This is a genomic window from Xanthomonas sp. BRIP62409 (assembly GCF_003992965.1).
Classification (GTDB): domain Bacteria; phylum Pseudomonadota; class Gammaproteobacteria; order Xanthomonadales; family Xanthomonadaceae; genus Xanthomonas; species Xanthomonas euroxanthea.
This window is the reverse complement of the sequence record NZ_QEZJ01000033.1, coordinates 94,289-115,148: the sequence shown is the minus strand read 5'-3', so window position 1 is coordinate 115,148 and position 20,860 is coordinate 94,289. Positions and strand designations below refer to the sequence as shown.

19 protein-coding genes, 1 tRNA gene and 3 pseudogenes are annotated in these 20,860 nt (G+C 65.5%); 8 read left to right on the top strand and 15 right to left on the bottom strand.

The genetic code is table 11. The features are described from left to right. From EO170_RS20280 to EO170_RS20265, 4 genes and pseudogenes are all read right to left on the bottom strand, one after another. The coding region (locus EO170_RS20280) for a transposase (RefSeq protein WP_164741119.1) at positions 1-151 on the bottom strand (151 nt) is incomplete at its 3' end. A 922-nt stretch (positions 152-1,073) separates the two neighbouring features. Beyond that, complete coding sequence (locus tag EO170_RS20275; RefSeq protein ID WP_126947732.1) at positions 1,074-2,078, bottom strand: hypothetical protein; 1,005 nt, start codon at positions 2,076-2,078, stop codon at positions 1,074-1,076. Between the two features lie 150 nt (positions 2,079-2,228). Further along, positions 2,229-2,929 (bottom strand): annotated as a pseudogene (locus EO170_RS20270) (site-specific DNA-methyltransferase). Continuing rightward, positions 2,847-3,032: pseudogene (locus EO170_RS20265) on the bottom strand (Com family DNA-binding transcriptional regulator); the annotation flags it as partial. The pseudogenes EO170_RS20265 and EO170_RS20270, both read right to left, overlap by 83 nt. On the opposite strand from EO170_RS20265, the gene EO170_RS21855 reads away from it, so the two are divergent. The 3 genes from EO170_RS21855 (at position 2,943) to EO170_RS20255 (ending at position 4,094) form a co-directional block, all read left to right on the top strand. After that, positions 2,943-3,140 carry a hypothetical protein gene (locus EO170_RS21855; RefSeq protein WP_241239477.1) on the top strand — a complete coding sequence of 66 codons (198 nt, stop codon included), beginning with the start codon at positions 2,943-2,945 and terminating at the stop codon, positions 3,138-3,140. The pseudogene EO170_RS20265 and the gene EO170_RS21855 overlap by 90 nt on opposite strands. A 472-nt stretch (positions 3,141-3,612) precedes the next feature. After that, on the top strand, positions 3,613-3,819 hold the full coding sequence (locus tag EO170_RS20260) for a hypothetical protein (protein WP_126947730.1): 207 nt from the start codon (positions 3,613-3,615) through the stop codon (positions 3,817-3,819). A 53-nt stretch (positions 3,820-3,872) separates the two neighbouring features. Further along, the gene (locus EO170_RS20255; RefSeq protein WP_241239476.1) at positions 3,873-4,094 is read left to right on the top strand and encodes a hypothetical protein; all 222 of its coding nucleotides are present in this window, start codon (positions 3,873-3,875) and stop codon (positions 4,092-4,094) included. Positions 4,095-4,221: 127 nt separating this feature from the next. Here EO170_RS20255 and EO170_RS20250 read toward each other — a convergent pair. The 4 genes and pseudogenes from EO170_RS20250 to dtd form a co-directional block, all read right to left on the bottom strand. Continuing rightward, positions 4,222-4,297 (bottom strand) — tRNA-Ile (locus tag EO170_RS20250). Positions 4,298-4,581: 284 nt separating this feature from the next. After that, positions 4,582-4,895 (bottom strand): annotated as a pseudogene (locus EO170_RS20245) (hypothetical protein). 185 nt (positions 4,896-5,080) lie between these two features. Then, complete coding sequence (gene rpoD, locus EO170_RS20240; RefSeq protein ID WP_016902493.1) at positions 5,081-6,955, bottom strand: RNA polymerase sigma factor RpoD; 1,875 nt, start codon at positions 6,953-6,955, stop codon at positions 5,081-5,083. Positions 6,956-7,062: 107 nt separating this feature from the next. Continuing rightward, positions 7,063-7,503 (bottom strand): D-aminoacyl-tRNA deacylase, encoded by a 441-nt coding sequence (gene dtd, locus EO170_RS20235; protein ID WP_126947728.1) that lies wholly within the window; start codon positions 7,501-7,503, stop codon positions 7,063-7,065. On the opposite strand from dtd, the gene EO170_RS20230 reads away from it, so the two are divergent. Further along, positions 7,502-8,518, top strand: a complete 1,017-nt coding sequence (locus tag EO170_RS20230; RefSeq protein WP_181901282.1) for a lauroyl acyltransferase — start codon at positions 7,502-7,504, stop codon at positions 8,516-8,518. The genes dtd and EO170_RS20230 overlap by 2 nt on opposite strands. Positions 8,519-8,594: 76 nt before the next feature. Here the strand turns inward: EO170_RS20230 and EO170_RS20225 are convergent, their stop codons facing one another. Next, positions 8,595-9,116 (bottom strand): GNAT family N-acetyltransferase, encoded by a 522-nt coding sequence (locus tag EO170_RS20225; RefSeq protein WP_104650062.1) that lies wholly within the window; start codon positions 9,114-9,116, stop codon positions 8,595-8,597. Positions 9,117-9,360: 244 nt separating this feature from the next. Between EO170_RS20225 and ribA the strand changes: the two genes are divergently transcribed. The 3 genes from ribA to EO170_RS20210 all read left to right on the top strand — a co-directional run bounded on the left by ribA (position 9,361) and on the right by EO170_RS20210 (position 12,612). After that, the gene (gene ribA / locus EO170_RS20220) at positions 9,361-10,494 is read left to right on the top strand and encodes a GTP cyclohydrolase II RibA (RefSeq protein ID WP_104650061.1); all 1,134 of its coding nucleotides are present in this window, start codon (positions 9,361-9,363) and stop codon (positions 10,492-10,494) included. 139 nt (positions 10,495-10,633) lie between these two features. Then, on the top strand, positions 10,634-11,110 hold the full coding sequence (locus tag EO170_RS20215) for a PH domain-containing protein (RefSeq protein WP_126947738.1): 477 nt from the start codon (positions 10,634-10,636) through the stop codon (positions 11,108-11,110). Beyond that, a complete protein-coding gene (locus EO170_RS20210) occupies positions 11,107-12,612 on the top strand; it encodes a PH domain-containing protein (RefSeq protein WP_126947726.1) in 1,506 nt (501 codons plus the stop codon). The genes EO170_RS20215 and EO170_RS20210 overlap by 4 nt, the downstream gene beginning before the upstream one ends. A gap of 90 nt (positions 12,613-12,702) precedes the next feature. Here the strand turns inward: EO170_RS20210 and EO170_RS20205 are convergent, their stop codons facing one another. Then, on the bottom strand, positions 12,703-13,761 hold the full coding sequence (locus EO170_RS20205; RefSeq protein WP_126947724.1) for a CDP-glycerol glycerophosphotransferase family protein: 1,059 nt from the start codon (positions 13,759-13,761) through the stop codon (positions 12,703-12,705). On the opposite strand from EO170_RS20205, the gene EO170_RS20200 reads away from it, so the two are divergent. Then, positions 13,762-14,586 carry a glycosyltransferase family 2 protein gene (locus EO170_RS20200; RefSeq protein ID WP_104584075.1) on the top strand — a complete coding sequence of 275 codons (825 nt, stop codon included), beginning with the start codon at positions 13,762-13,764 and terminating at the stop codon, positions 14,584-14,586. It begins immediately after the preceding gene. A 120-nt stretch (positions 14,587-14,706) separates the two neighbouring features. Here the strand turns inward: EO170_RS20200 and EO170_RS20195 are convergent, their stop codons facing one another. The 5 genes from EO170_RS20195 to def all read right to left on the bottom strand — a co-directional run bounded on the left by EO170_RS20195 (position 14,707) and on the right by def (position 20,761). After that, positions 14,707-15,984 (bottom strand): O-antigen ligase, encoded by a 1,278-nt coding sequence (locus EO170_RS20195; protein WP_104650057.1) that lies wholly within the window; start codon positions 15,982-15,984, stop codon positions 14,707-14,709. A 152-nt stretch (positions 15,985-16,136) separates the two neighbouring features. Continuing rightward, positions 16,137-17,858 carry a glycosyltransferase family 39 protein gene (locus EO170_RS20190; protein ID WP_104584073.1) on the bottom strand — a complete coding sequence of 574 codons (1,722 nt, stop codon included), beginning with the start codon at positions 17,856-17,858 and terminating at the stop codon, positions 16,137-16,139. 48 nt (positions 17,859-17,906) lie between these two features. Next, the gene (gene rsmB / locus EO170_RS20185; protein WP_126947722.1) at positions 17,907-19,217 is read right to left on the bottom strand and encodes a 16S rRNA (cytosine(967)-C(5))-methyltransferase RsmB; all 1,311 of its coding nucleotides are present in this window, start codon (positions 19,215-19,217) and stop codon (positions 17,907-17,909) included. Then, positions 19,217-20,140 (bottom strand): methionyl-tRNA formyltransferase, encoded by a 924-nt coding sequence (fmt, locus tag EO170_RS20180; RefSeq protein ID WP_104650054.1) that lies wholly within the window; start codon positions 20,138-20,140, stop codon positions 19,217-19,219. The genes rsmB and fmt overlap by 1 nt, the downstream gene beginning before the upstream one ends. Before the next feature lie 108 nt (positions 20,141-20,248). Beyond that, entirely contained in the window at positions 20,249-20,761 is a 513-nt protein-coding gene (gene def / locus EO170_RS20175; protein WP_104584070.1) for a peptide deformylase, read from the bottom strand. Positions 20,762-20,860: the final 99 nt, after the last annotated feature.

The following is a 20,860-nucleotide window of genomic DNA, read 5'->3' as shown; positions in this document are numbered from 1 at the left end:
CGGCCTCCATGCCACCGTACTTGGACTTCCAGACGTAGTACGTCGCGTCGGATATACCCAGCTCACGGTACACATCCTTGACCTGGCGCCCGCCCTCCACCTGCTTCAGCGTGGCGACAATCTGGCTCTCGGTGAACTTGCTCTTGCGCATCGTTGGTCTCCTTGGTGGTTAGTGTGCCCGGAGACCTCTAGTTATGGATGGATCAATTTTACGGGGAGTCGACAATGGAATTACCTTTTGGGGAGGTAATCAACCTCCCAAAAAATACTCTTGAATTTTAATCACATAACTTTTTATGGGAGGCTGATTACCTTAAATGACCCCAAAAGGTAATCTGTAATTTCCCTTTTGCATCAACCGCTTAGACCCTGTTTCAGGTCACCGATTACCGATTACCTAGTTCCGATGATCATTTGCCGAAATGCACTGGGAGGCCCAGCCACGGAACGCATCGGCACCCTGCCCGCAGAGACCCCAGGAGCGCAGGGATCCGCAGGGAAGAGAGGCCCCCTTGAACCGCGCGGATCGGCAGCAGTAGCGCGGCCCAGTGTCACCCTGCGTGGATGCAGCGAAAACCATGCATGAAGACCGCAGGCGTGGTGGGGCGACGATTGCGCGCGCCAGGGGTAGCGCCATTCGCAGACGTCGGAGTTTTCCTACTGCGCCCGATGTAGAACGCAGGCACCATGAGGCCCAGGTCGGAGCGCTGTTACTCCAGGGTGCCGTTGGACGGCCGCATCGAGCTTGGGCGTGGCTCCACACGGTAGGTACGGGGTCCTACCTGACCGCGCTCCAAGAGGTACACGATGGATGAGACAATCGAGCCCATGAATATGAACGAATCCAGAGAAGTCGCAGGGAGCAGGCACCAGAGAGGCGAGTTCTACACCCTCAGTCCTGACACGCGTGGAAGCCAAGGCCACGGCGTCGTGTTCGAGACCAAAGCGGACTTCCCTCTGCCCAAGCATTCAATGACCTGTTCGGTTAAACCACATTAAAGGCGAATTTTGCCAATAGCCCACCGCAGCATAGCCATAAGCAATGCCATCAAGGTGACTGCATGAGTCTCACGTTATAGCGAAAAGTGGGGAAGCTCAGCAGGGTATTTAGCAAGCCGCCAAGCAGCCCGGAATAAATTTTCCACCTTTAGACATAACACACTAAACTCAATCAGCGGATCACTTTTAGCATTCTCGCCACCAGCCCCGTAGGAGGGTCGGCCGATTCGGATTGTTCTGACGGGCCCGTTAGCAGTAAAAACTTCATCCAAGGTTATCGATGAATAATCAGGATCGCCGGCCATCGGCACTGAATGCAGCAACTTGTTTCTTACCAGACCCAGCAGACGAAGCCATCCAGGGTTTTCTTTGGTGCCAATTTCAGCCAACAGTAATGCGACCAAGGGATTATATCTAGCCTCTGAATTAATTGACTTACTTAACCAATCCTCAAGTCGCGCCAGGTCATTGATATTGGATTTTGCTCCCGCATGAATTGCAGCAACTCTCGCCAAATGATCGCGGGCGCTACAAAGTTCTGCAGCCACCGAATGAAAACTTGAGTGTATATTTGTCAGATGGGTGTTGGAAAACCATTTTCCCACCTTAGCTTCATCTTCAATCGCCCATCGCAATTGATCATGATAGCCATCAGAAATATTCTTAATGCTCGTACCGGCGGCTTTTAAGTGCCTGCATATAAATTCAGCCGAATTTGAATACTCTTCATCCCCTGCTTGGCTGGCCTGAAATGATACCGCCTCCCAAGTTTCTGCGGCTGAAAGTTTACTTACAACATCTCGCGCGCAAAACTCAAAAACTTCCATCTGAATGCGCTCATCATCCGGACTATTTCGATATTTGGCACACATTCCGACCATTTGCGCACCGCACTTCGTGACAAATCGCAGATTGGCAGCAGGATCTTTAAACACAACTGAAGCGCATTTATTACCGACAGGCAGCGGAAAAACACTCCACCCCTCCTGAGTCTGAAATGCACGAAGCCCACCGGTAAAATGGACCTCTTGCGTAGTGTATGTTTTGCTTATTTTAAACTCAGTTATCTTTAGGCTCACCTGACAATTCCTACGCTCCTAGTTCCCGGATGGTGTGGAATTTTTTTCGAAAAATCAAATAGTCGCTATTTCTTGAAAAATAAAACCCGAAAGCTATTGCAAAGCAGCCGCCCGGATGAGGCGGCTTGCGGTGGGTGCACGAGTTAAGTGTTATGAGGCTGTCAGCCGGTCACGGGCCACAGCTGTGTATCGGTCCGTCATCTCAATGCCGACCGCCTCCAAGCCTTCCAGTTGAGCAGCCACCAATGTGGTGCCGGAACCCGCGAACGGATCGAGCACACGTCCCCCTGACTCGCAAATCCGCACCAACTGCCGCATCAATTCGGTGGGTTTGCCGGTCAGGTGGTGCTTGTCGGCTTTACGCACCGACTCACGGATGACACCCGGCAACACCGGCGCACGACGATCCAGCGGCATGTTGCCCTTGCTGCCCCACACGATGTATTCGGCCTGGTTGCGGAAACGGCCCAGCTGCGGCCGCACGCCCTCAGTTTTGTCCCACACGGTGATGCCGCGCCAGGTGAAGCCAGCAATCTGCAGGGCGTCGGCGGTCAGCGGCAGCTGCCGCCAGTCGGTGAACAGCAGCACCGGCGCGCCATCCTTGAGCACGCGTGCGCACTCGGACAACCACAGGTGCATCCACTTCAGGTGCGAGCGCTGGTCGCGCTCATCGCCGACAAAGTCCGCGTGACCACCATCCCGGCAGTACTTGGTGAGGGCGGCCGGGCGCGTGCGGCGGCGGTAAGACCGCCACTGGCATATGGCGGATCAGTGATCAGCGCGTCGAACGAATTGGCTTCGAGCGTCGGCAGGATGGTCAGGGCGTCGCCCTGCAGGAGCTGGTTTTTCATGGTGAGAGCCTTCTTGGATTCGCTCGCGGCGATCGGAGGTGAGGCTCTCGGCCTTCAGGTGATTGAGCGTGCCGCAACGTGGGCACTTGATCTGGAATTCATCGAAGGCGCCGGCCTTGCACAGCAGGCGGGCGCATTCCCCACAACGGAGGTTCTTGAGCATTGCGTGGTCTTGCGGTGGGACGAGATTACGCCGCTGCTCGTGGCGTAATTCGGTCAGGCTGGCACTACTGGAACTGAAAAGTTGCTGCATGGAGTGATGGCGCAATTCGCGCCGGCATACGCTTATGTCGGCCAACACTGCCTTAAGGATCGCGGCGCTCACCAATCGTTTCGGCACCGCCACAGCTGTGAAGTGTGTTGCCTCGAGACTATTGCTATAGCGTTGCGAATTTTCCCGTTGACACGCTCCGAGCAGCGGAGCGAGTATTCCAACGTCGCCGCACATCCGGCGACCGGGATTGGTCTCCCGAATCAAAAGGCGCACCAGCGCCCATCGATCGATGCACGGCGCTTTTTTTCGCCCGCATCGTCGCGGGCGCATGCCGGCCAGCTTTATGGCGGGCGGTGCGCGGGGGCCGCAAGGCCCACCGGTTCCTTTTGGCCGGCAGACCAACCGCGCACTGTCCGCCACCCCGATTGGTCTCGGCGTGGCGGATTCCAAAACACAAAAGGAGTCCAGCATGTCTTACAACACCCAAGTAGCGCCCGTGTCTGCGGCGCGCCAGATGCCCCAGCATGTGGGTCTAATCGCCAACACCCTCGAATGCAGCCATACCGCATGGCTGAGCCTGATAGCACGCCTCGGAAGTACAGGCGCTATCACGATTGCCGACGCTGCTGCAGCGATCACTGCCGTCGATGCCTTAGGTGCGCAGGTGCGGCGATGAGCACTAGCAAACAGTTCCGCGTCTGCACGGACGTCACCCTCAGCTTCGAAGTGATGCAGGGCTATGTGCTGGCCATGCTGCATTCCCACGCGCAGCCTGGTCTGCCGCCGGTCCTGATCGCCTGCGAAGCCACCGGCCTTGATGAGGTCTTGCCGGGCGGCGATGCGCAGAGCGTCGTGCTGGGCCGGCTGCATGTCTGCATGCATGAAGACCCGGCAGTTGATGTCCTCACCTGGCTGCGCAAGCAAGCGTACCGCAACGGAGCGGCACGATGACTACCGCACACGCAATTGCTTATCCAGAAGACGCCAACTACGCGATCAGCGAAGAAGAAGACGTTTCCCGATAGTTTCCCGAGTCAAAAAAAAGGCACTTGGACGCGCGTCGAAGTGCTTTTTTTATTGGTGGGCCCACCAGGATTCGAACCTGGAACCAAAGGATTATGAGTCCTCTGCTCTAACCGTTGAGCTATAGGCCCGGCAGGGTGGGTGGCGAGATGCGGAGCATGTCGGACCGTCCAGCTGAGGCGAAAGTTTACCTGTCCGCGCGCGTCGCTGTCTGCCGACATCCGGCGTCGATGAGGACAAGCGCCTACACCCACCTGCGCTTGCCCGCACAAAAAAGCCCGGCGCAAGCCGGGCTCTTGAATCTGGACGCAGTCAGTGAGCGTTGCCCACCATTGGCAGTGCAAGATCCGTAGCTACAGGCACCCAGCAATCAGCACACCAGCACTCCCGAATCCCCACTCCCCAATCTCAGCCTCTAAGCCACCTCAAGCTGCGCATCGACCAACTGCCGGCCCGCGCGGAATCCCTGCGCGATGGCTTCCTGGTAGGTCTCCCAGCCCGCTTCCCGACCACTGATGCGTGGCTGGCGTTTGCCGCCCAATGCATACACGTCGACCCACAGCGTCCACCTGGCGCCAGGGGACGCCTGCTCGGCGCGTACGCGAATCTCGTGCTCGCGGTATGTGGTGGTTTCAAACCGGCTTTGCCTGCTCATACGACGGCCTCGTTCCATTCGTCCATCAACTTAGAAGCCACGGCTAGAACGTCACGTGAGCCTGGAACAAACATTGGCTTCATGTTGCGCCGCTGTCTGGCTTCGTCGCCGAGGCGTGAACGTCAGCTGCGCCATCCCCGACGCATCTTGGTTCGGCAAACGTCCACCCAACAAGCATAGCCTGCGATACGCCCCACAACGCAACAGCCCCGCAAGTGCGGGGCTGTTGTGTGATCACTGCACCGGTACGACGACCGGATCAGTCGATGTCCAGGAACGAGCGCAGCTGCTCCGAACGGCTCGGGTGACGCAGCTTGCGCAACGCCTTGGCCTCTATCTGACGAATCCGCTCGCGGGTGACGTCGAACTGCTTGCCGACTTCTTCCAACGTGTGATCGGTATTCATGTCGATACCGAAGCGCATCCGCAGCACCTTGGCCTCGCGCGGGGTCAGCCCGGCCAACACGTCACGCACCGTTTCGGAGAGATTGATGTTGGTGGTGTTGTCGATCGGGGATTCCACGTTGGTGTCCTCGATGAAGTCGCCCAGATGCGAATCCTCGTCGTCGCCGATCGGGGTTTCCATCGAGATCGGCTCCTTGGCGATCTTCATCACCTTGCGGATCTTGTCCTCGGGCATGTCCATTTCCTTGGCCAGCTCCTCCGGCGTGGCCTCGCGGCCGAACTGCTGAAGCATCTGGCGGGAAATGCGGTTCAACTTGTTGATCGTTTCGATCATGTGCACCGGAATACGGATGGTGCGCGCCTGATCGGCGATCGAACGGGTGATGGCCTGACGGATCCACCACGTTGCATACGTCGAGAACTTGTAACCGCGACGGTATTCGAACTTGTCCACGGCCTTCATCAGGCCGATGTTGCCTTCCTGGATCAGGTCGAGGAACTGCAGGCCGCGGTTGGTGTACTTCTTGGCGATGGAGATGACCAGGCGCAGGTTGGCCTCGACCATTTCCTTCTTGGCCTTGCGTGCCTTGGCTTCGCCATAGGCCATCGCGCGGCTGATCTCCTTGATCTCGCCCAGGGTCAGGTAGTTGGCCTTCTCCATCTCGATCGAGCCCTGCTGCTCGGAGACGATCTGGTCCTTGACGTCGCGCAGCGCCGACGACCACTTCTGCTTGCGCTTGAGTGCGTCTTCCACCCATTCCAGGTTGGTCTGGTTGCCTTCCCAGGAGCGGATGAAATCCTTGCGCGGCATGCGTGCCACGGTGGTGGCCAGGTGCAGCACCTTGCGCTCGTGGTCCTTGATGCCGTTGACCACGCCACGCAGCTGGGTGACCAGCGCATCGGTCAGCGGCAGCGGCAGCTTGAGCGTGGTGAAGATGGCGGCCATGTCCTCGCGGGCCTTGACCACCAGCTTGTGCTCGGCGCCGTTCTTGGCATAGATCTTCTTGAACTTGGCGTATTCGTTGGCCAGGTTCTCCATGCGCGTGGCCACTTCCACCGGGTCCGGACCGGTCGGGCCGGCCTCTTCCTCGGCAGCGTCGTCATCGCCATCTTCGTCGTCGTCTTCATCGACCGCGTCTTCGTCCACGGCGACCGGGCCGGCGGCGGCCAGCGCGGCAGCGGCGGCGTCGGCTTCTTCGATCAGGTCGTTGAAGCCGACCACGATCTCGGCCAGACGCTTCTTGCCTTCCTTGTGCGCTTCGTAATCGGCCAGCAGCATTTCGGTCGACAGCGGGAACACGCCCAGTGCTGCCTGGACCTGGCTCAGGCCTTCTTCGATACGCTTGGCAATGGCGATTTCGCCTTCGCGGGTCAGCAGCTCGACCGTGCCCATTTCGCGCATATACATGCGCACCGGGTCGGTGGTGCGGCCACCTTCGGTGTCGAGCGCGGTCAACGCGGCGGCGGCTTCTTCGGCGGCGGTGTCGTCAACCTCGCGGTTGCCGGTGTTGCCATCGTTGAGCAGCAGGGTTTCGGCATCGGGGGCAACTTCATGGACATCGATGCCCATGCCGTTGATCATGCTGATGATGTCTTCGATCTGCTCCGGGTCGACCAGGTCGTCGGGCAGGTGGTCATTGACTTCGGCGTAGGTCAGATAGCCCTGTTCCAGGCCCTTGCTGATCAGTAGCTTGATGTCGGATTGCTGGGCAGGACGTTCGTTGGCCATGAGTGCTCGCGCCACCGGCTTTGAGATTGGAAAGAGAACCTAGCATTATACCAGCGTGAAGCCCGGTCTGCCGGATTCAAGACAGGACCGCTGGTGGACGTGGGTTTCTAGGGTCTGAGAAGGAAAGTCACCGGGCCATCGTTGACCAGGTCGACAACCATATGGGCACCGAAGCGCCCGGTTTCCACCCCGCCGCGATGTTTTTGCCGGCAGATCGCCACCAATTGATTGAACGCCCGTTCAGCCTCCAGAGGCGGCGCGGCCGTGCTGAAGCCGGGGCGATTGCCGGAACGGGTGTCCGCAGCCAGGGTGAACTGGCTGACCAGCAGCAGGCCGCCGCCGGTGTCGGCGAGTGAGTGGTTCATCTTGCCGGTGTCGTCGGCGAACACGCGGTAGCCGAGCAGGCGCTCGGCCAGGCGCCGGATCTGCGCGTCGCTGTCGCCGGGCTCGACCCCGACCAGCGCCAGCAGCCCGGGACCGATCTGCCCGACGGTCTGCGTATCGACCGTGACTGCGGCGCGGGTGACACGTTGGATCAGCGCAAGCATGGGCACTCTCAGGCAGCAAACCGTGCCGCGCAGCATGCCCAGCGCCGCCCGTGCTGTCACGCGCGGGCCTTGGCCGGCCGCGCTGTTTAGAATTGCGCAGATGAAACCCGATGTCCGTGCCCGCCTGCTCTACGCCACCGCCGCAACCGTGGGCCGCCTGCCGTGGCCGCTGCTCAAACGTGTGGCCGATGCGCTGGCCTGGAGCTGGCGCAAGCTCGATGCACGCGAGGCCCGCGTGACACGCCGCAACCTGGAGCTGGCGTACCCGGAACTGGATGCCGGCCAGCGCGCGCAGCTGCATGCGCAGGTGCTGCGGTCGACCGCGCGGCAGACGCTGGAAGTGCTGCGTACCTGGACCCGCCCGCCGGCCGAGAACCTGGCGCGGCTGCAGCGCAATGGCCAGGAACTCTACGACGCGGCGCTGGCCTCCGGGCGCGGCGTCATCGTGGCCGCGCCGCACTTCGGCAACTGGGAGCTGCTCAACCAGTGGCTGTCCGAACGCGGGCCGATCGCCATCGTGTACCGCCCGCCGGAATCGGACACGGTGGACGGCTTCCTGCAACTGGCCCGTGGCGGCGACAACGTGCGCCAGGTGCGCGCAGAAGGCCCGGCGGTGCGGCAGTTGTTCAAGGTGCTCAAGGACGGGGGTGCGGTCGGCATCCTGCCCGACCAGCAGCCGAAAATGGGCGATGGCGTGTTTGCGCCGTTCTTCGGCATCCCCGCCCTGACCATGACCCTGGTCAACCGGCTTGCCGAGCGCACCGGCGCGATCGTGCTGTATGGCTGGTGCGAACGCGCCGGCGGCGACCTGCAGTTTGCGTTGCATGTGCAGCCGGCCGACCCGGCAGTGGCCGACGCCGACCCGGTGCGCGCCGCCAGCGCGCTCAACGCAGGCATCGAACAGATCGCCCGGCGCGACCCGGCGCAATACCAATGGACCTACAAGCGCTACACGCTACGCCCGCCGGGCAGCGGCGAGGCCAATCCATATGCGACCGAGCGGCATCCGCACTGACCGCGGCGGGCTGCAGACAGATCCACTTGCGCAAAGCACCGCCGCCGTTGCGGCGTCGGCAACCACCGTCGCAGGCTCAATCGTCGTGCGGATCGGCCGGGGTGGCCAGGATGCGCTGATAGAACGCCAGGTCCAGCCAACGGCCGAACTTGAAACCGGCCTCGCGCACGGTGCCGGCGTGGGTGAAGCCGAATTGTTCGTGCAAGGCGATGCTGGCCTGATTGCTGGCATCGATACCGCCGACCAGCACATGCACGCCGCGCTGTTCTGCCGCCGCGATCACACCCTGCAACAGCAGGCGTCCCAGGCCCTTGCCGCGATGGTCGCGGTGCACGTAGACCGAATGCTCGACGCTGTACTTGAACGCCGGCCAGGCGCGGAAGGTGCCGTAGCTGGCAAAGCCCATCAGGCTGCCGTCGGCCGCTTCCACCCCGATCACCGGAAAGCCGCCTGCGCGCTTGGTGGCAAACCAGCCGATCATGCTTTCCGGCGGCCGCGGCCTGTAGTCGTACAACGCGGTGGAGGTGGCGATGGCGTCGTTGAAGATGTCCAGGATGGCGCTGGCGTGGCGGTCTTCGCTGCAGTCGATAAGAGACATGGGATCCGATACGGGCAGGGGGTCCTGGGATTAAAAGGCATTGCCCGGCGATGAACAACGCAGCCGGCATGCAACCAATCCCTGCCTGCCGTGCAACTCAAACGGCGGGCGCTGGATGCAGCGTTCCACCCGGCCGTGGCGACTGGCGATTGCGAACCACGCGACAATGGCTGCATGCGGCAGGCAGTGGCCGCGGCAGCGTCCGCCTTGAAGCGGGCGTGGCAATCCCCATCTGGAGTCGTGCATGAGCAGCCCCGTCCCCTCCCCCAGCGCACAGGCCTTCGGTGATCCGGCGGCGATCCGCTGCGAGCGCGCCGCCTCCGAGCTGCGCGCCGGCCGCCCGGTGCTGCTGACCGCGGCCAACGGGCAGGCACGCGCGGTACTGGCGTTGGACAGCAGCACCGCGCAGTCGTATGCGGCCTTCGCACGTGCGGCGCAGCGGCGGCACTATCTGTTCGTCACCCCGACCCGTGCCCAGGTGCTGGGCCTGAACGCCCCGCAGGGCGCACGCGTGGCGCTGGCCGAGCACGACTACGACCAGCTCGCGGCCCTGGCCTACCTGCGCGACACCCCGGTCCCGACGCAGTGGACCGCGGGCGATACGCTGGACGCAGGCGCGGTGGAGATCGCGCGGCTGGGACTGCTGCTGCCGGCGATGCTGGCGGTGGAGCTGCACGACGCGGATGACCAGGCCGCCTTCGCCGGCTGCCAGTCGCTGGCACTGGACGATCTGGCCAGCGGTTGCGCCACATCCGCCGCTGCCGGCTACGAGTTGGTCACCCGTACGCCGGTGCCGTTGCGCGGGCTGGGGATGAGCGAGTTCGTGGTGTTTCGCGGCGGGGTGGCGCAGCGCGACCAGGTGGCGATCGTGGTCGGCCAGCCCGACCTGTCGGCCGCAGTGCCGGTGCGCGTGCATTCCTCCTGCCTGACCGGCGATCTGTTCGGCTCGCTCAAATGCGATTGCGGCGACCAGCTGCGCCATGGCCTGGCCAAGCTGAAGGACCTCGGCGGCGGCGTGCTGCTGTACCTGGACCAGGAAGGCCGCGGCACCGGCATCGCCGCCAAGATGCGCGCGTACGGCTACCAGCATGCCGGCCTGGACACCATCGACGCCGACGCGCAACTGGGCTTTGGCCCGGACGAGCGCCGCTATGGCAGTGCGGTGGCGATGCTGCGCGGCCTGGGCATCGGCCGGATCCGGCTGCTGACCAACAATCCCGCCAAGGCCGAGCGCCTGCGCGCGGCCGGTATCGCGGTCGAAGACCGCATCCCGGTGACCGGCGACATCACTGCGGAAAACGAGCAGTACCTGCGCACCAAGGCCGCGCGCGCCGGGCATGCGCTGGATGTGGACGCGCTGATCCTGGCCGCGCAGTAAGCGCCGCCAGCGCCGGATGCGCCCGCCCTCGGCGCCCGGCTATGCTTGCGCACCGCTTCTGCAGGCCAGCCTTGTGCACGACGCTCCACCGCCGCACCCCGAGGTCATCGTCACCGCCGCGCCGGCCGAGGGTCCGGCCGTGGACCACACGCAGTGGCAACCGCTACCGCAGCGCGGGGCCTATGTGGCCGGCGTCAACGGCGCACTGGGCGGCGGATGTGCCGGGCTGATCGCGGCCGGCGTGACCGCCACGGGGTTGCACGCCTGGCATCACTGGCCGCTGGTGCTGGGCCTGACCCTGGTTGCCGCGTTGCTGGGCGCGTGGTTCGCGGTCAAGCGGCATCGACTCACCCACTGGAAACTCGACCACCACGGGCTGGCGCTGCAACGCGGTCATCTCTGGCAGAGCGACACGCGCATTCCGATTTCGCGCGTGCAGCACGTGGACCTGCGCCGCGGCCCGATCGAACGCGCCACCGGGCTGACCACGCTGGTGGTGCATACCGCCGGCAGCAGGCTCAACGCGGTGGCGTTGTCCGGCCTGGATCAGGGCGATGCCGAACGCCTGCGCGACCGCCTCGCCCGCCAGCTCGATCACGACGACGACGCGCTGTGAGTGCCATCGGACATCCCGGCCAGGACGAGCAGCGCCTGCATCCGCTGTCGTGGGTGTTCGTGCTGTTGCAGCAGATCCGCCAGTTCCTGATTCCGCTGGCGGCGTTGATCCTGTTCGGCAGCCGCGATGGCAGCCGCGACTCGGCCGACCACATCGCCACCGGCGTGGTGATGGCGGTGCTGGTGGCGATCTCGGTGCTGCGCTATTTCACCTACCGCTACCGCATCGGCACCGATGGCGTGGCGATCCGCAGCGGGCTGCTGGAACGCAGCCGGCGCGATATCCCGTTCGCGCGCATCCATAACGTGGTGGTGCATCAATCGCTGCTGCACCGGCTGGCCGGGGTGGCCGAAGTGCGGCTGGAATCGGCCGGTGGCCACAAGCCCGAAGCGGAAATGCGCGTGCTGCGGCTGGACCAAGCGCTGGCGCTGGAAGACCTGATCCGTCGCCGCACGCATGATGCCGACGCCAGTACGCCGCAGCCCGCGGCCGACAGCAACAGCTTGCTGCGCCTGCCGTTGGGCGAAGTGATCCGGCTGGGGCTGATCTCCAATCGCGGCATGGTGGTGGTGGCTGCCAGCTTCGGCGTGATCTACCAGATGATCCCGCGCCGCACGGTGTCCAACTTCGTCGAGCACAACGGCGAGCTGGCGTACCGCTATGTCAGCCAGGTCCATCCGGGGACGGCCGTCGCCGCGACCCTGGTGGTGCTCGGCACCCTGGCCGTGCTGATCGCGATGCGCGCCTTGTCGGTGGCCCTGGCGGTGGCGCAGTACCACGGCTTCCACCTCAGCCAATCCGAGCGCCGCCTGACCGTGGAGCGCGGCCTGCTGACGCGCATCCGCAGCAGTGTGGCACTGCGCCGCATCCAGTCGTGGACGTTGTACGAAAGCCGCCTGCATCGCCTGTTCGGCCGTCGCCAGTTGCGGGTGGAGACCGCAGTGGCCGGCACCGCCGACAGCGAAGGCAGCGCATTGAAGGAACTGGCGCCGATAGCCGACCCGCAGCGCTGCGATGCCTTGTTGCAGCGCCTGCTGCCGGGGATTGCCTGGCCGCCTGCGCAGTGGCAGGCGATCGCCACGCATTGCTGGTGGCGCTTGAGCCTGCCCACGCTGTTGGTGCTGCTGCCGCTGGTCGGCGGCCTGGCCTGGCAATTCGGCAACCAGGCGGCGTGGTTGCTGCTGTGGTTGCCGTGGAGTGCGTTCAAGGCGCATCGCCAGGTGCACCGCATGGGCTATGCGGTGGATGCGCGGTTTGTCGCCGTGCGCGGCGGCTGGTGGAAACGCTGGTGGCGGCTGGCCGAGCTGGACAAGCTGCAGGCGCTGCAACTGCAACGCTCGCCGCTGGATCGCCTGTCCGGCACCGCAACGCTGTGGCTGGACACCGCCGGCGCCAGCCCGACCGGCCCGGGGTTACGCCTGCGCTTTGTGCCGTTGGCACAGGCGCAGGCGCTGCAGGCCCGGTTGGGTGCCGCGTTGACGCGGCGCAGGTTGCGTTGGTGAGTTGGGAATCGGGAATCGGGATTGGGGATTGGGGATTGGTTGAAGACTGCTGATAGGCAGCCACTTGGAGCCACTGATCAAACCCCGGTTTCAGCGCCGGGACGGGCCCCAGTATCCGAGTTCGCGGCGGATCTGCAGGCCGCGCCACACTGCGCCCAGCGGCTTGCGCCGCAGTGGACCGAGCTTGCCGGCGATGAAGTCCTCGGTCGCTGCAATCACCCGCTCCGACGATTGCCCGTCGCGGTACGGGTGGATCGCATCGGCATACCTGGCCAGCGCACTGCGCAGCGCCGCATCCGGCGCCAACGCGCGCGCCAGCTGCTGCGGTAATTGCCCGGGCTGCTGGAAGTCCAGCATATGCGTCTGCGGCACGCGGTTGCGGAAGGTCACCACCGGTTTGTGCTGCACCACGAACTCGGACACGATCGATGAGGTATCCGACACCAGCACATCGGCCGCACGCTGCGCGGCCATGACCTGTTCGGGTTCGACAAAGCACGCATGCGGCCCGGCCAGCGCGCGATAGCGATCGAACAGCTCCGGCGCGCACTTCGGGTGCAGGGTCAGCAGCCAGTAATGCGCACCGCGCGCGATATCGGCGGCGATCTGCTCGTAGAGCGCGGGCGCGGCGCTCAGGCGCTCGGTAAACGTGGAGCCGAACAGGATCACCGGCCGCCCGTTGGCGGGCGCGCGCAGTGCCGCGCTGCGTCCGCCATCGTCGCGAAACACCGGGTCGAGCTTGGGCCAGCCGGTTTCGACCACCGCGAAATGCCCTTCGCGCGCGGCGAGTGCGCGAAACGGCGCCGTGGTGGCCGGGCCCTGCGTGCAATACAGATCGAACAGTCCACGCACGCGGAAGTGCCCACGGTTGTCTTCGCGTTTCTGCACGTTGAAACCATGGAACAGCTGCACCTTGGCACCGGCAATGAACGGCGGCACCCAGTTGGCCGCGCTGAACACTGCCTGCGGGCGCAGCGACAGCGCCTGGCGCAGGCCGACCTGGCGCACATCCGGCAACACCAGCCCGCGCGCACCACCCTCGAACCAGGCCGACACGGCGTGCCCGCGGGCCTGTAATGCCTGCGCCAATGGCGCCAGAATAGGCAACGCGTAACGCTCCGTTGCGAACAGCAGGTATTGAGCCATCACATGTCCTCTTCGACCGCACCCGACGAACGGCCGCGCATCAGCGCCTGCATTATCGCGTTCAACGAGGCCGATCGCCTACGCGACTGCCTGCGCTCGCTGGCGTTCTGCGACGAGATCGTGGTGGTGGACTCCGGCTCCACCGATGCCACCGTGACGCTGGCCACCGCACATGGCGCACGCGTCCTGCAACGTACCTTCGATGGCTATCGCAGCCAGAAGGCGTTCTGCGTGGCGCAGGCCAGCCATGACTGGGTGTTGTGCCTGGATGCCGACGAGCGCGTCAGCGATGGCTTGCGTGCGTCGATCATTGCCGCGCGCGATGGCGGTTTTGCCGGTGCGGCCGGCTATCGCTTCGCACGGCTGTCGGATTATTTCGGCCGGTTCCTGCGCCATGGCAATGCGTATCCGGATCGGGTGCTGCGCCTGTTCGATCGACGCCGCGGCGGCTGGCGCGGCAAGCGCGAGATCCACGAAGCGGCCAGTGTCGACGGGGCGGTCATGACCCTGGCGGGCGACCTGATCCACTACCCCTACCGCTCGCTGGCGCAGCAACTGGCCAAGACCCAGCGCTACGCGCAGATGATGGCCGAGCACGACTACGCGCGCGGCAAGCGTGCGACCTGGAGCAAGCTGGTGCTGGCACCGGCCTGGCGCTTCTGGCGCGGCTACCTGCTGCGTGGCGGGTTTCGCGATGGCTGGCACGGCTTGATCTACGCCTATGTCCGCGCCAACTACGTGCGCCAGAAGACCATCATGTTATGGCTGCTGCAGCACAACCAACCGGTGCAGGATCCGCCGCGCGTGGACGATCGCCGCGACGGCTGAACGCAGCGACCCGCATGCGACCGCCGCGACGGCTGCGCCCGCCGCCAGGTCGGCGCTCCGAGCCAACAGTCACCTTTCCGATGATGGGGCCGAGCCCACCACCCACCGCAAGGCCGCTCGCTAGGCCTTGTCGGCCGCTCGCACCGAGTATGCCTGCGCCTGGCGCGCCGCCAGGCCGACCAGCACACCGACCATCGCCGTGTAGAAGCTGGCCGACACCTGGTGCGCAAACATCGACTGGGTCAGTCCGCACAGGGCATAGCTCACCACGATCATCACACCGGCCGCTGCCGGCCCGCGGAACTGGCGCTGGCCGCTGCGTCGATGCAGCCGCACGAAGATCCACAACGGCACGCCGTAGACCGCAAACAACAACAACAGCCCCGGTACTCCCTGGGTGGCGCCCCACTCGGCCAGATCGTTGTGCGCATGGCCCAGATGACAGCGCAGCAGCCAGGTGTCGCCGGCGCACACCGGCAGCTCGCGCATTGCATCGTCGAAGCGCCCGACGCCGATGCCGGTCAGCGGATGCGCGCGCAAGGTATCCCAGGCCACGTGCAGCCGTTCGATACGGGCACCGGCAGACGAGTCGCTGTCGCCGACTTCGTAGCGCCGCAGGTCGCTCTGCAACTCGCCCAGGCGCATCTGCTCGGTCAAGGCCGGCACGCTGAGCACCACGCCCACCGCCAGCACCGCACCGCCGACGAAGGTCAGCAAGCGCAGGCGTGCGCTCTGCCAGGGCGCGCCCCAGATCAGCACGCCCAGGGTCACCAGCAACGACAACCACACCCCGCGACTGCCGCTGAGCACGATCACCACCACCGTGGCGATGGCCGCGCCCACCAGCCAGCGCACGTGGCCGACCGGACGGCAGAACACCGCCACCACCAGCAGCATCAGCGCGATATCGGCAAACACGATCGCATTGGTCCAGCCTTCGGCGCGGGGGGCCCCGTTCATCACCTGCAGGATGGCGATCACCATTGCCGCGAACACGCCGGCCAATGCGCCCCGCCAGAGCCAGATCTGGCGCGGCTGCAGGGCGTACGCCCACACCGCCGCCCACGGAAGCACCAGAAAGCGCGAGCGGTTGTCGACATCGCGCAGCCCGTGTTCGAACAGCACGATCGACAGCAGCGACATCGCGATCACCGCCGCCGTCAGCCAGCCCAGCGCGCGCACCGACCAGCTGCGCGCGACGATGCCCGCGCGCAGGCTGCGCCAGCCCACCAGCGAGCCAAGCAGCAGGCACAGCCCGAAGGGCAGCAATCCACTCGGCATGTTGACCACCAGCGCGGTCAACGCAAAGACACCCAGTTCGGCAATGCCCACACCTGCCGGTGATGCAATGGGGGCCGAGGAGGAAAGTGCAGCGGGCTGGGTGGGCAAGGAATTCATTCAGACATCGGTGGCGAATGGGGGTGAATCGGGCGGCACGCGTCAGCGACGCCGGCCAAGCTAACGATGTCCCGCATGAATCCATGCTAGACGACGGCCGGCGGCGGCGTTGACGCGCCGCCGATCGTGGCCGGAACCTGTGCTGCGCCGGCTCATTCGGTGTCCAGGTTGCCCTGCTCCTGCGCTTCCACTGCCCGCTGCTCGGCACTTGCCACGCAGCTGCCGTGCACGGCATCGGCCGGTACCAGCCACCAGCGACGGCGGTTGGCCACGCCCACCATCTGGCTGCGGCTGCGGTCCACGCAGGCCAGCAGCGCGGTCTCCTGCGCCATCAGCCAGCGTTGCTCCGGGTCTTGTGCCTGCCAGGCCACCGCACGCTGCAGTTGCTGCTCCCACGGCACCTTGAAGCCGAAGGTCTGCGCGGGGCGGTCGGCCATCAGCAGGTTCTGCTCCTTCCAGGCCACCAGCCCGAGCTGCGCATCCGGGCCGATCCGGCGCCCGGCCTCGCGCATCACCGCGCCCGCCGAACTGGAATCGTTGAAGATCGGATAGCAGACCAACCCGAACGCCACCCACCACGCGCCCAGCAGCGATGCGGCGGCAAGCGCGGAACGGCGCACCCGCAGCAGCAACAGGCTGGCCACGCCCCACAGGCCCACCGCCAGCAGCAGCCAGCCGAGCGGGTCGGTGGCCTCGCTGCCGACTCCGCGGCTGTCCATGATCTTCTGCTCGAACCCCGGATGCCCGATCAGCATCGCCGCACCGCCGGCAACGAAGGCCACCGTCAGCAGCACTACGAATCCGAACAGCAGCCGCTGCACCCCGGCACGGCGCAGCAGGCCTGCCGCCAGCGGCGCCAGGGCCAGGCAGAACATCGGCAGCGCCGGAAGGATGTACACATCGCGCTTGCCGCTGGGAATGGTGAAGAACACCAGCACCAGCAGCCACCAGGCCAGCGGCAACAGATAGCGCGCATCGCGTCGCTTGAGCCGGCGCCACCAGGCCGGGATCGCCCAGGGCAGCAACAGGATGGTCGGCAGCCACATCGTGGCCATGCCCTTGAAGTGGTACCAGACCGGCTGCGCGTGATCCCAGGAATTGGCGTAACGCTTGGCGGTCTGGCGCAGCAGGATGTCGTTGAGATAGACGCGGTACTCGGGCTGGCCGGCAGTCAGCGCGGTCACCATCATCGGCACGAACCACAACAGGATCGCGATGAAGAAGAACAGCGGCCCCAGCCAGAAACGCCGGTCGCGCACATGCACGCGCACGCCCGGCCAGCCGCGCGCCGCCGCAATGCCGGCCGGGATCAGCATCAGCAGGGCGATGATGCCGACCCCCTTGGTGATCACGCCCAGCCCGGCGGCGAACCAGCCCAGCGTCCACCAGCGCCAGGCCGGCCCCAGCAGCAGATGGCGCAGCAATCCGTAATTGGCCAGGGTGATCCAGAACACCACCAGCGGATCGATCTGTGCCTTCTTGGCCTGGAAGGTGAAGTGCAGCGTGAACAGCAGCATCCAGGCCGCATAGGCCCCCACGCGCCGCGTCCATAGCCGCCGCCCGAGGTCGTACACGCAGGCCAGCGTGCCCAGCGCCGCCAGCAGCGACGGCAACAGGAACGCCACCCGCCAGTTGCCCAGCAGCGTGTAGAACAGCGCCTGCAGCCACATCAGCATCGGCGGCTTGTCCGAGTACAGCTCGTTGCCGCGATGCGGGAACAACCAATCGCCGCTCATCACCATCTGCTTGGCAACCAGCGCAAACCGCGGCTCGTCCGACGGCCAGGGGTCGCGCAGTCCCAGGCCGGCACCGATCACCAGCACAGCCGTGATGGCCAGCAGCCAGAAATCCTTGGAAGCACGAGTCTTGAGCATGACGGGTGGCGATGGGTGCGGAGGTGGAGCGCCGGGTTCGGCGCGCGGTCAGGACGCTTTTAGCAAAAGCGCGTAGAAAAAACCGTCGCAGTGCCGCTCGCCGGGGAAACGCTGCCGTCCGGCACCGGCCGCATGCCCGAATTGCGCACCCAGCGGCTGCGCCCGTGCGTCGGCAGTGCGTTGCAGGAAGGCATCCACCTGCATCTGGTTCTCGCGCGCCAGCAGGGAACAGGTGGTATAGAGCAGCTGCCCGCCCGGTCGCAGCGTGCGCCAGCTGGCATCGAGCAGACGCGCCTGCAATGCGCACAAGGCGTCGATATCGTCGGCACGGCGATGCAGCAGCACGTCCGGCTGACGGCGCACCACGCCGGTGGCCGAACACGGCGCATCCAGCAGCACCGCATCGAACGGCTGGCCGTCCCACCATGCGGCGGTCTCGGCCGCATCGGCCGCGTGCAGGGTCACCTGCGCGCCCGGCACGGTGCGCTGCAGGGTCTGCTGCACCCGCTCCAGCCGGCGCGCATCCACATCCAGCGCGGTGAGCTGCAGGCCGGGATGGCGCTCCAGCAGATGCGCGGCCTTGCCACCGGGCGCGGCGCAGGCATCGAGCACACGCGCAGACGGCGCCAGCACCAGCGCATCGGCGACCTGCTGCGCGGAGCCGTCCTGCACCGAGACATCGCCCTCGGCAAAGCCCGGCAACTGGCTCACCGGCACCGCGCCGTGCAGACGCACCGCATCCGGCAACACCGCGTCCGTTTCGGCGGCGATGCCCAGCGCGGCCAGGCCTGCGACATAGCCAGCCGGGTCGATCCGCGAGCGCTGCACGCGCAGCCACATCGGCGCCATCTGCGCGCTTGCCTCGAAAATGGTCTCGGCCTGGTCGCCCCAATCGGCGCGCAGTTGCTTGCGCAGCCAGGACGGCCAGCCCGCATCGGCGGATACCGCCGGAAACCCCTCGCGCTGGGCGCGCCGCAGGATCGCGTTGACCATGCCGGCCTGACGCGGCCGGCCCAACGCGCGGCACGCGTCCACGGTGGCCGACAAGGCCGCATGCGCGGGGAGCTGCAGCACGTCGAGCTGGGCGAAGCCGGCCATCAGCAGCGCCTTCAGTTCGGCATCGCGCGGCGGCAACGGGCGTTCCAGCCACTGCCGCAATGCCACGTCATAGGCCGGGCGGCGGCGCAGCACCGCAAAGCAGATCGCCTCCACCAGCGCGCGGTCGCGTGGATCATCAAGACCGGGCAGGGTCGCGGCCAGTTCGGCCTTGAGCGAGCGGCCCTGGTCGAACACGGCCGTCAGCACCCGTGCCGCGGCCAGACGCGAGCCCACGCCCGCCATTGCGGTCTCTGCCGGCATCAGCGCAGCGCCGGCAGGTCGCGGCGTGCGTTGAGGTAGTCGGCAGCGGTGATCGCCTTGCCGCCCTCGCGCTGCAGCACGCGCACCCGCAGCGCGCCCTGCCCGCAGGCGATGTCGATGCCTTGCTTGCTGGCGGCGAGCAGGGTGCCCGGCGCCTGCTGATGCGCCAGCTCCAGCGCCACCGCGCCATGCAGGCGCACGCGCTCGCCGGCCAGCAGCGCCTCGGCCACCGGCCATGGATTGAACGCGCGTACGCGCCGCGCCAGTTCCTGCGCCGGCTGCGCCCAGTCCAGCCGCGCCTGCGCCTTGTCCAGCTTGTGCGCGTAGGTCACGCCCTCGTCCGGCTGCGGTTGCGCCACCGGACGGATGCCGGCACGCAGCAGGCCCAGGCCATCGGACAGCACCTGCGCGCCCAGCGCGGCCAGGCGGTCGTGCAACTGCCCGCCGGTTTCCTGCTCGCCGATTGCGATGCGCTGCGACAGCAGCACCGGGCCGGTATCCAGCCCGGCTTCCATCTGCATCAGGCAGACGCCGGTTTCGGTATCGCCGGCCTCGATCGCGCGCTGGATCGGCGCGGCGCCACGCCAGCGCGGCAGCAACGAGGCATGCACGTTCCAGCAGCCGTGGGTCGGCGCGGCCAGCACCGCCTTGGGCAGGATCAGGCCGTAGGCCACCACCACCATCAGGTCGGCATTGAGCGCGCGCAGCGTGGCCAGCGCCTCGGGCGAACGTAATGTCTGTGGCTGCAACACCGGAATGCCGCGCGCGATCGCCTCCAGCTTGACCGGCGAGGGCGTCAACCCACGGCCACGGCCGGCAGGCCGATCCGGCTGGGTATAGACCGCCACCACTTCATGCCGCTGCGCGGCGGCGCGCAACGAGGCGACGGCAAAATCCGGCGTACCGGCGAATACGATTCTCATAGGGCGGGGGTTCGGGAGTGGGGATTGGGGAGTCGCAACGGCGGATTCGGCAATCGGTGAGAGAACCGGCTTTGCGAATCCCGACTCCCAAGTCCCAAATCCCGGCCGTCAGGCCACGTGTTTACGCTGCTTGGCCAGCTTCTTGCGCACCATCTCGCGCTTGAGCGGCGACAGGTAATCGACGAACAGCTTGCCGTCCAGATGGTCCATCTCGTGCTGGATGCACACCGCCAGCAGGCCATCGGTGCTCAGTTCCTGCGCCTTGCCCTGGCGGTCGAGATAGCGCACGGTGATCGCATCGGCGCGGGCGACATCGGCATAGATGCCCGGTACCGACAGGCAGCCTTCCTGATATACCTGCTCGCCCTGCCTGCTCACGATTTCCGGGTTGACGAACACCTGCGGGAGATTCTTCTCCTCGCTGACGTCGATCACCATGAAACGCTTGTGCACGTCCACCTGACTGGCGGCCAGGCCGATGCCGGGCGCCTCGTACATGGTCTGGAACATGTCGTCGAGCAGGGTCTGGAATGCCGGGCTGGTGAGCTCGGCAGCATCGACCGGCACGGCCTTGGTGCGCAACCGCGGGTCGGGGAATTCGAGGATAGGGAGCAAAGCCATGGGATTACCCGTCTGGGAACACCGGCGCTGCGCCGGCAAGACGCTGTCATTCTAGCGCAATGCTTGCGTGACGCCCCGGTTTCTGGACTATAGTGCGCG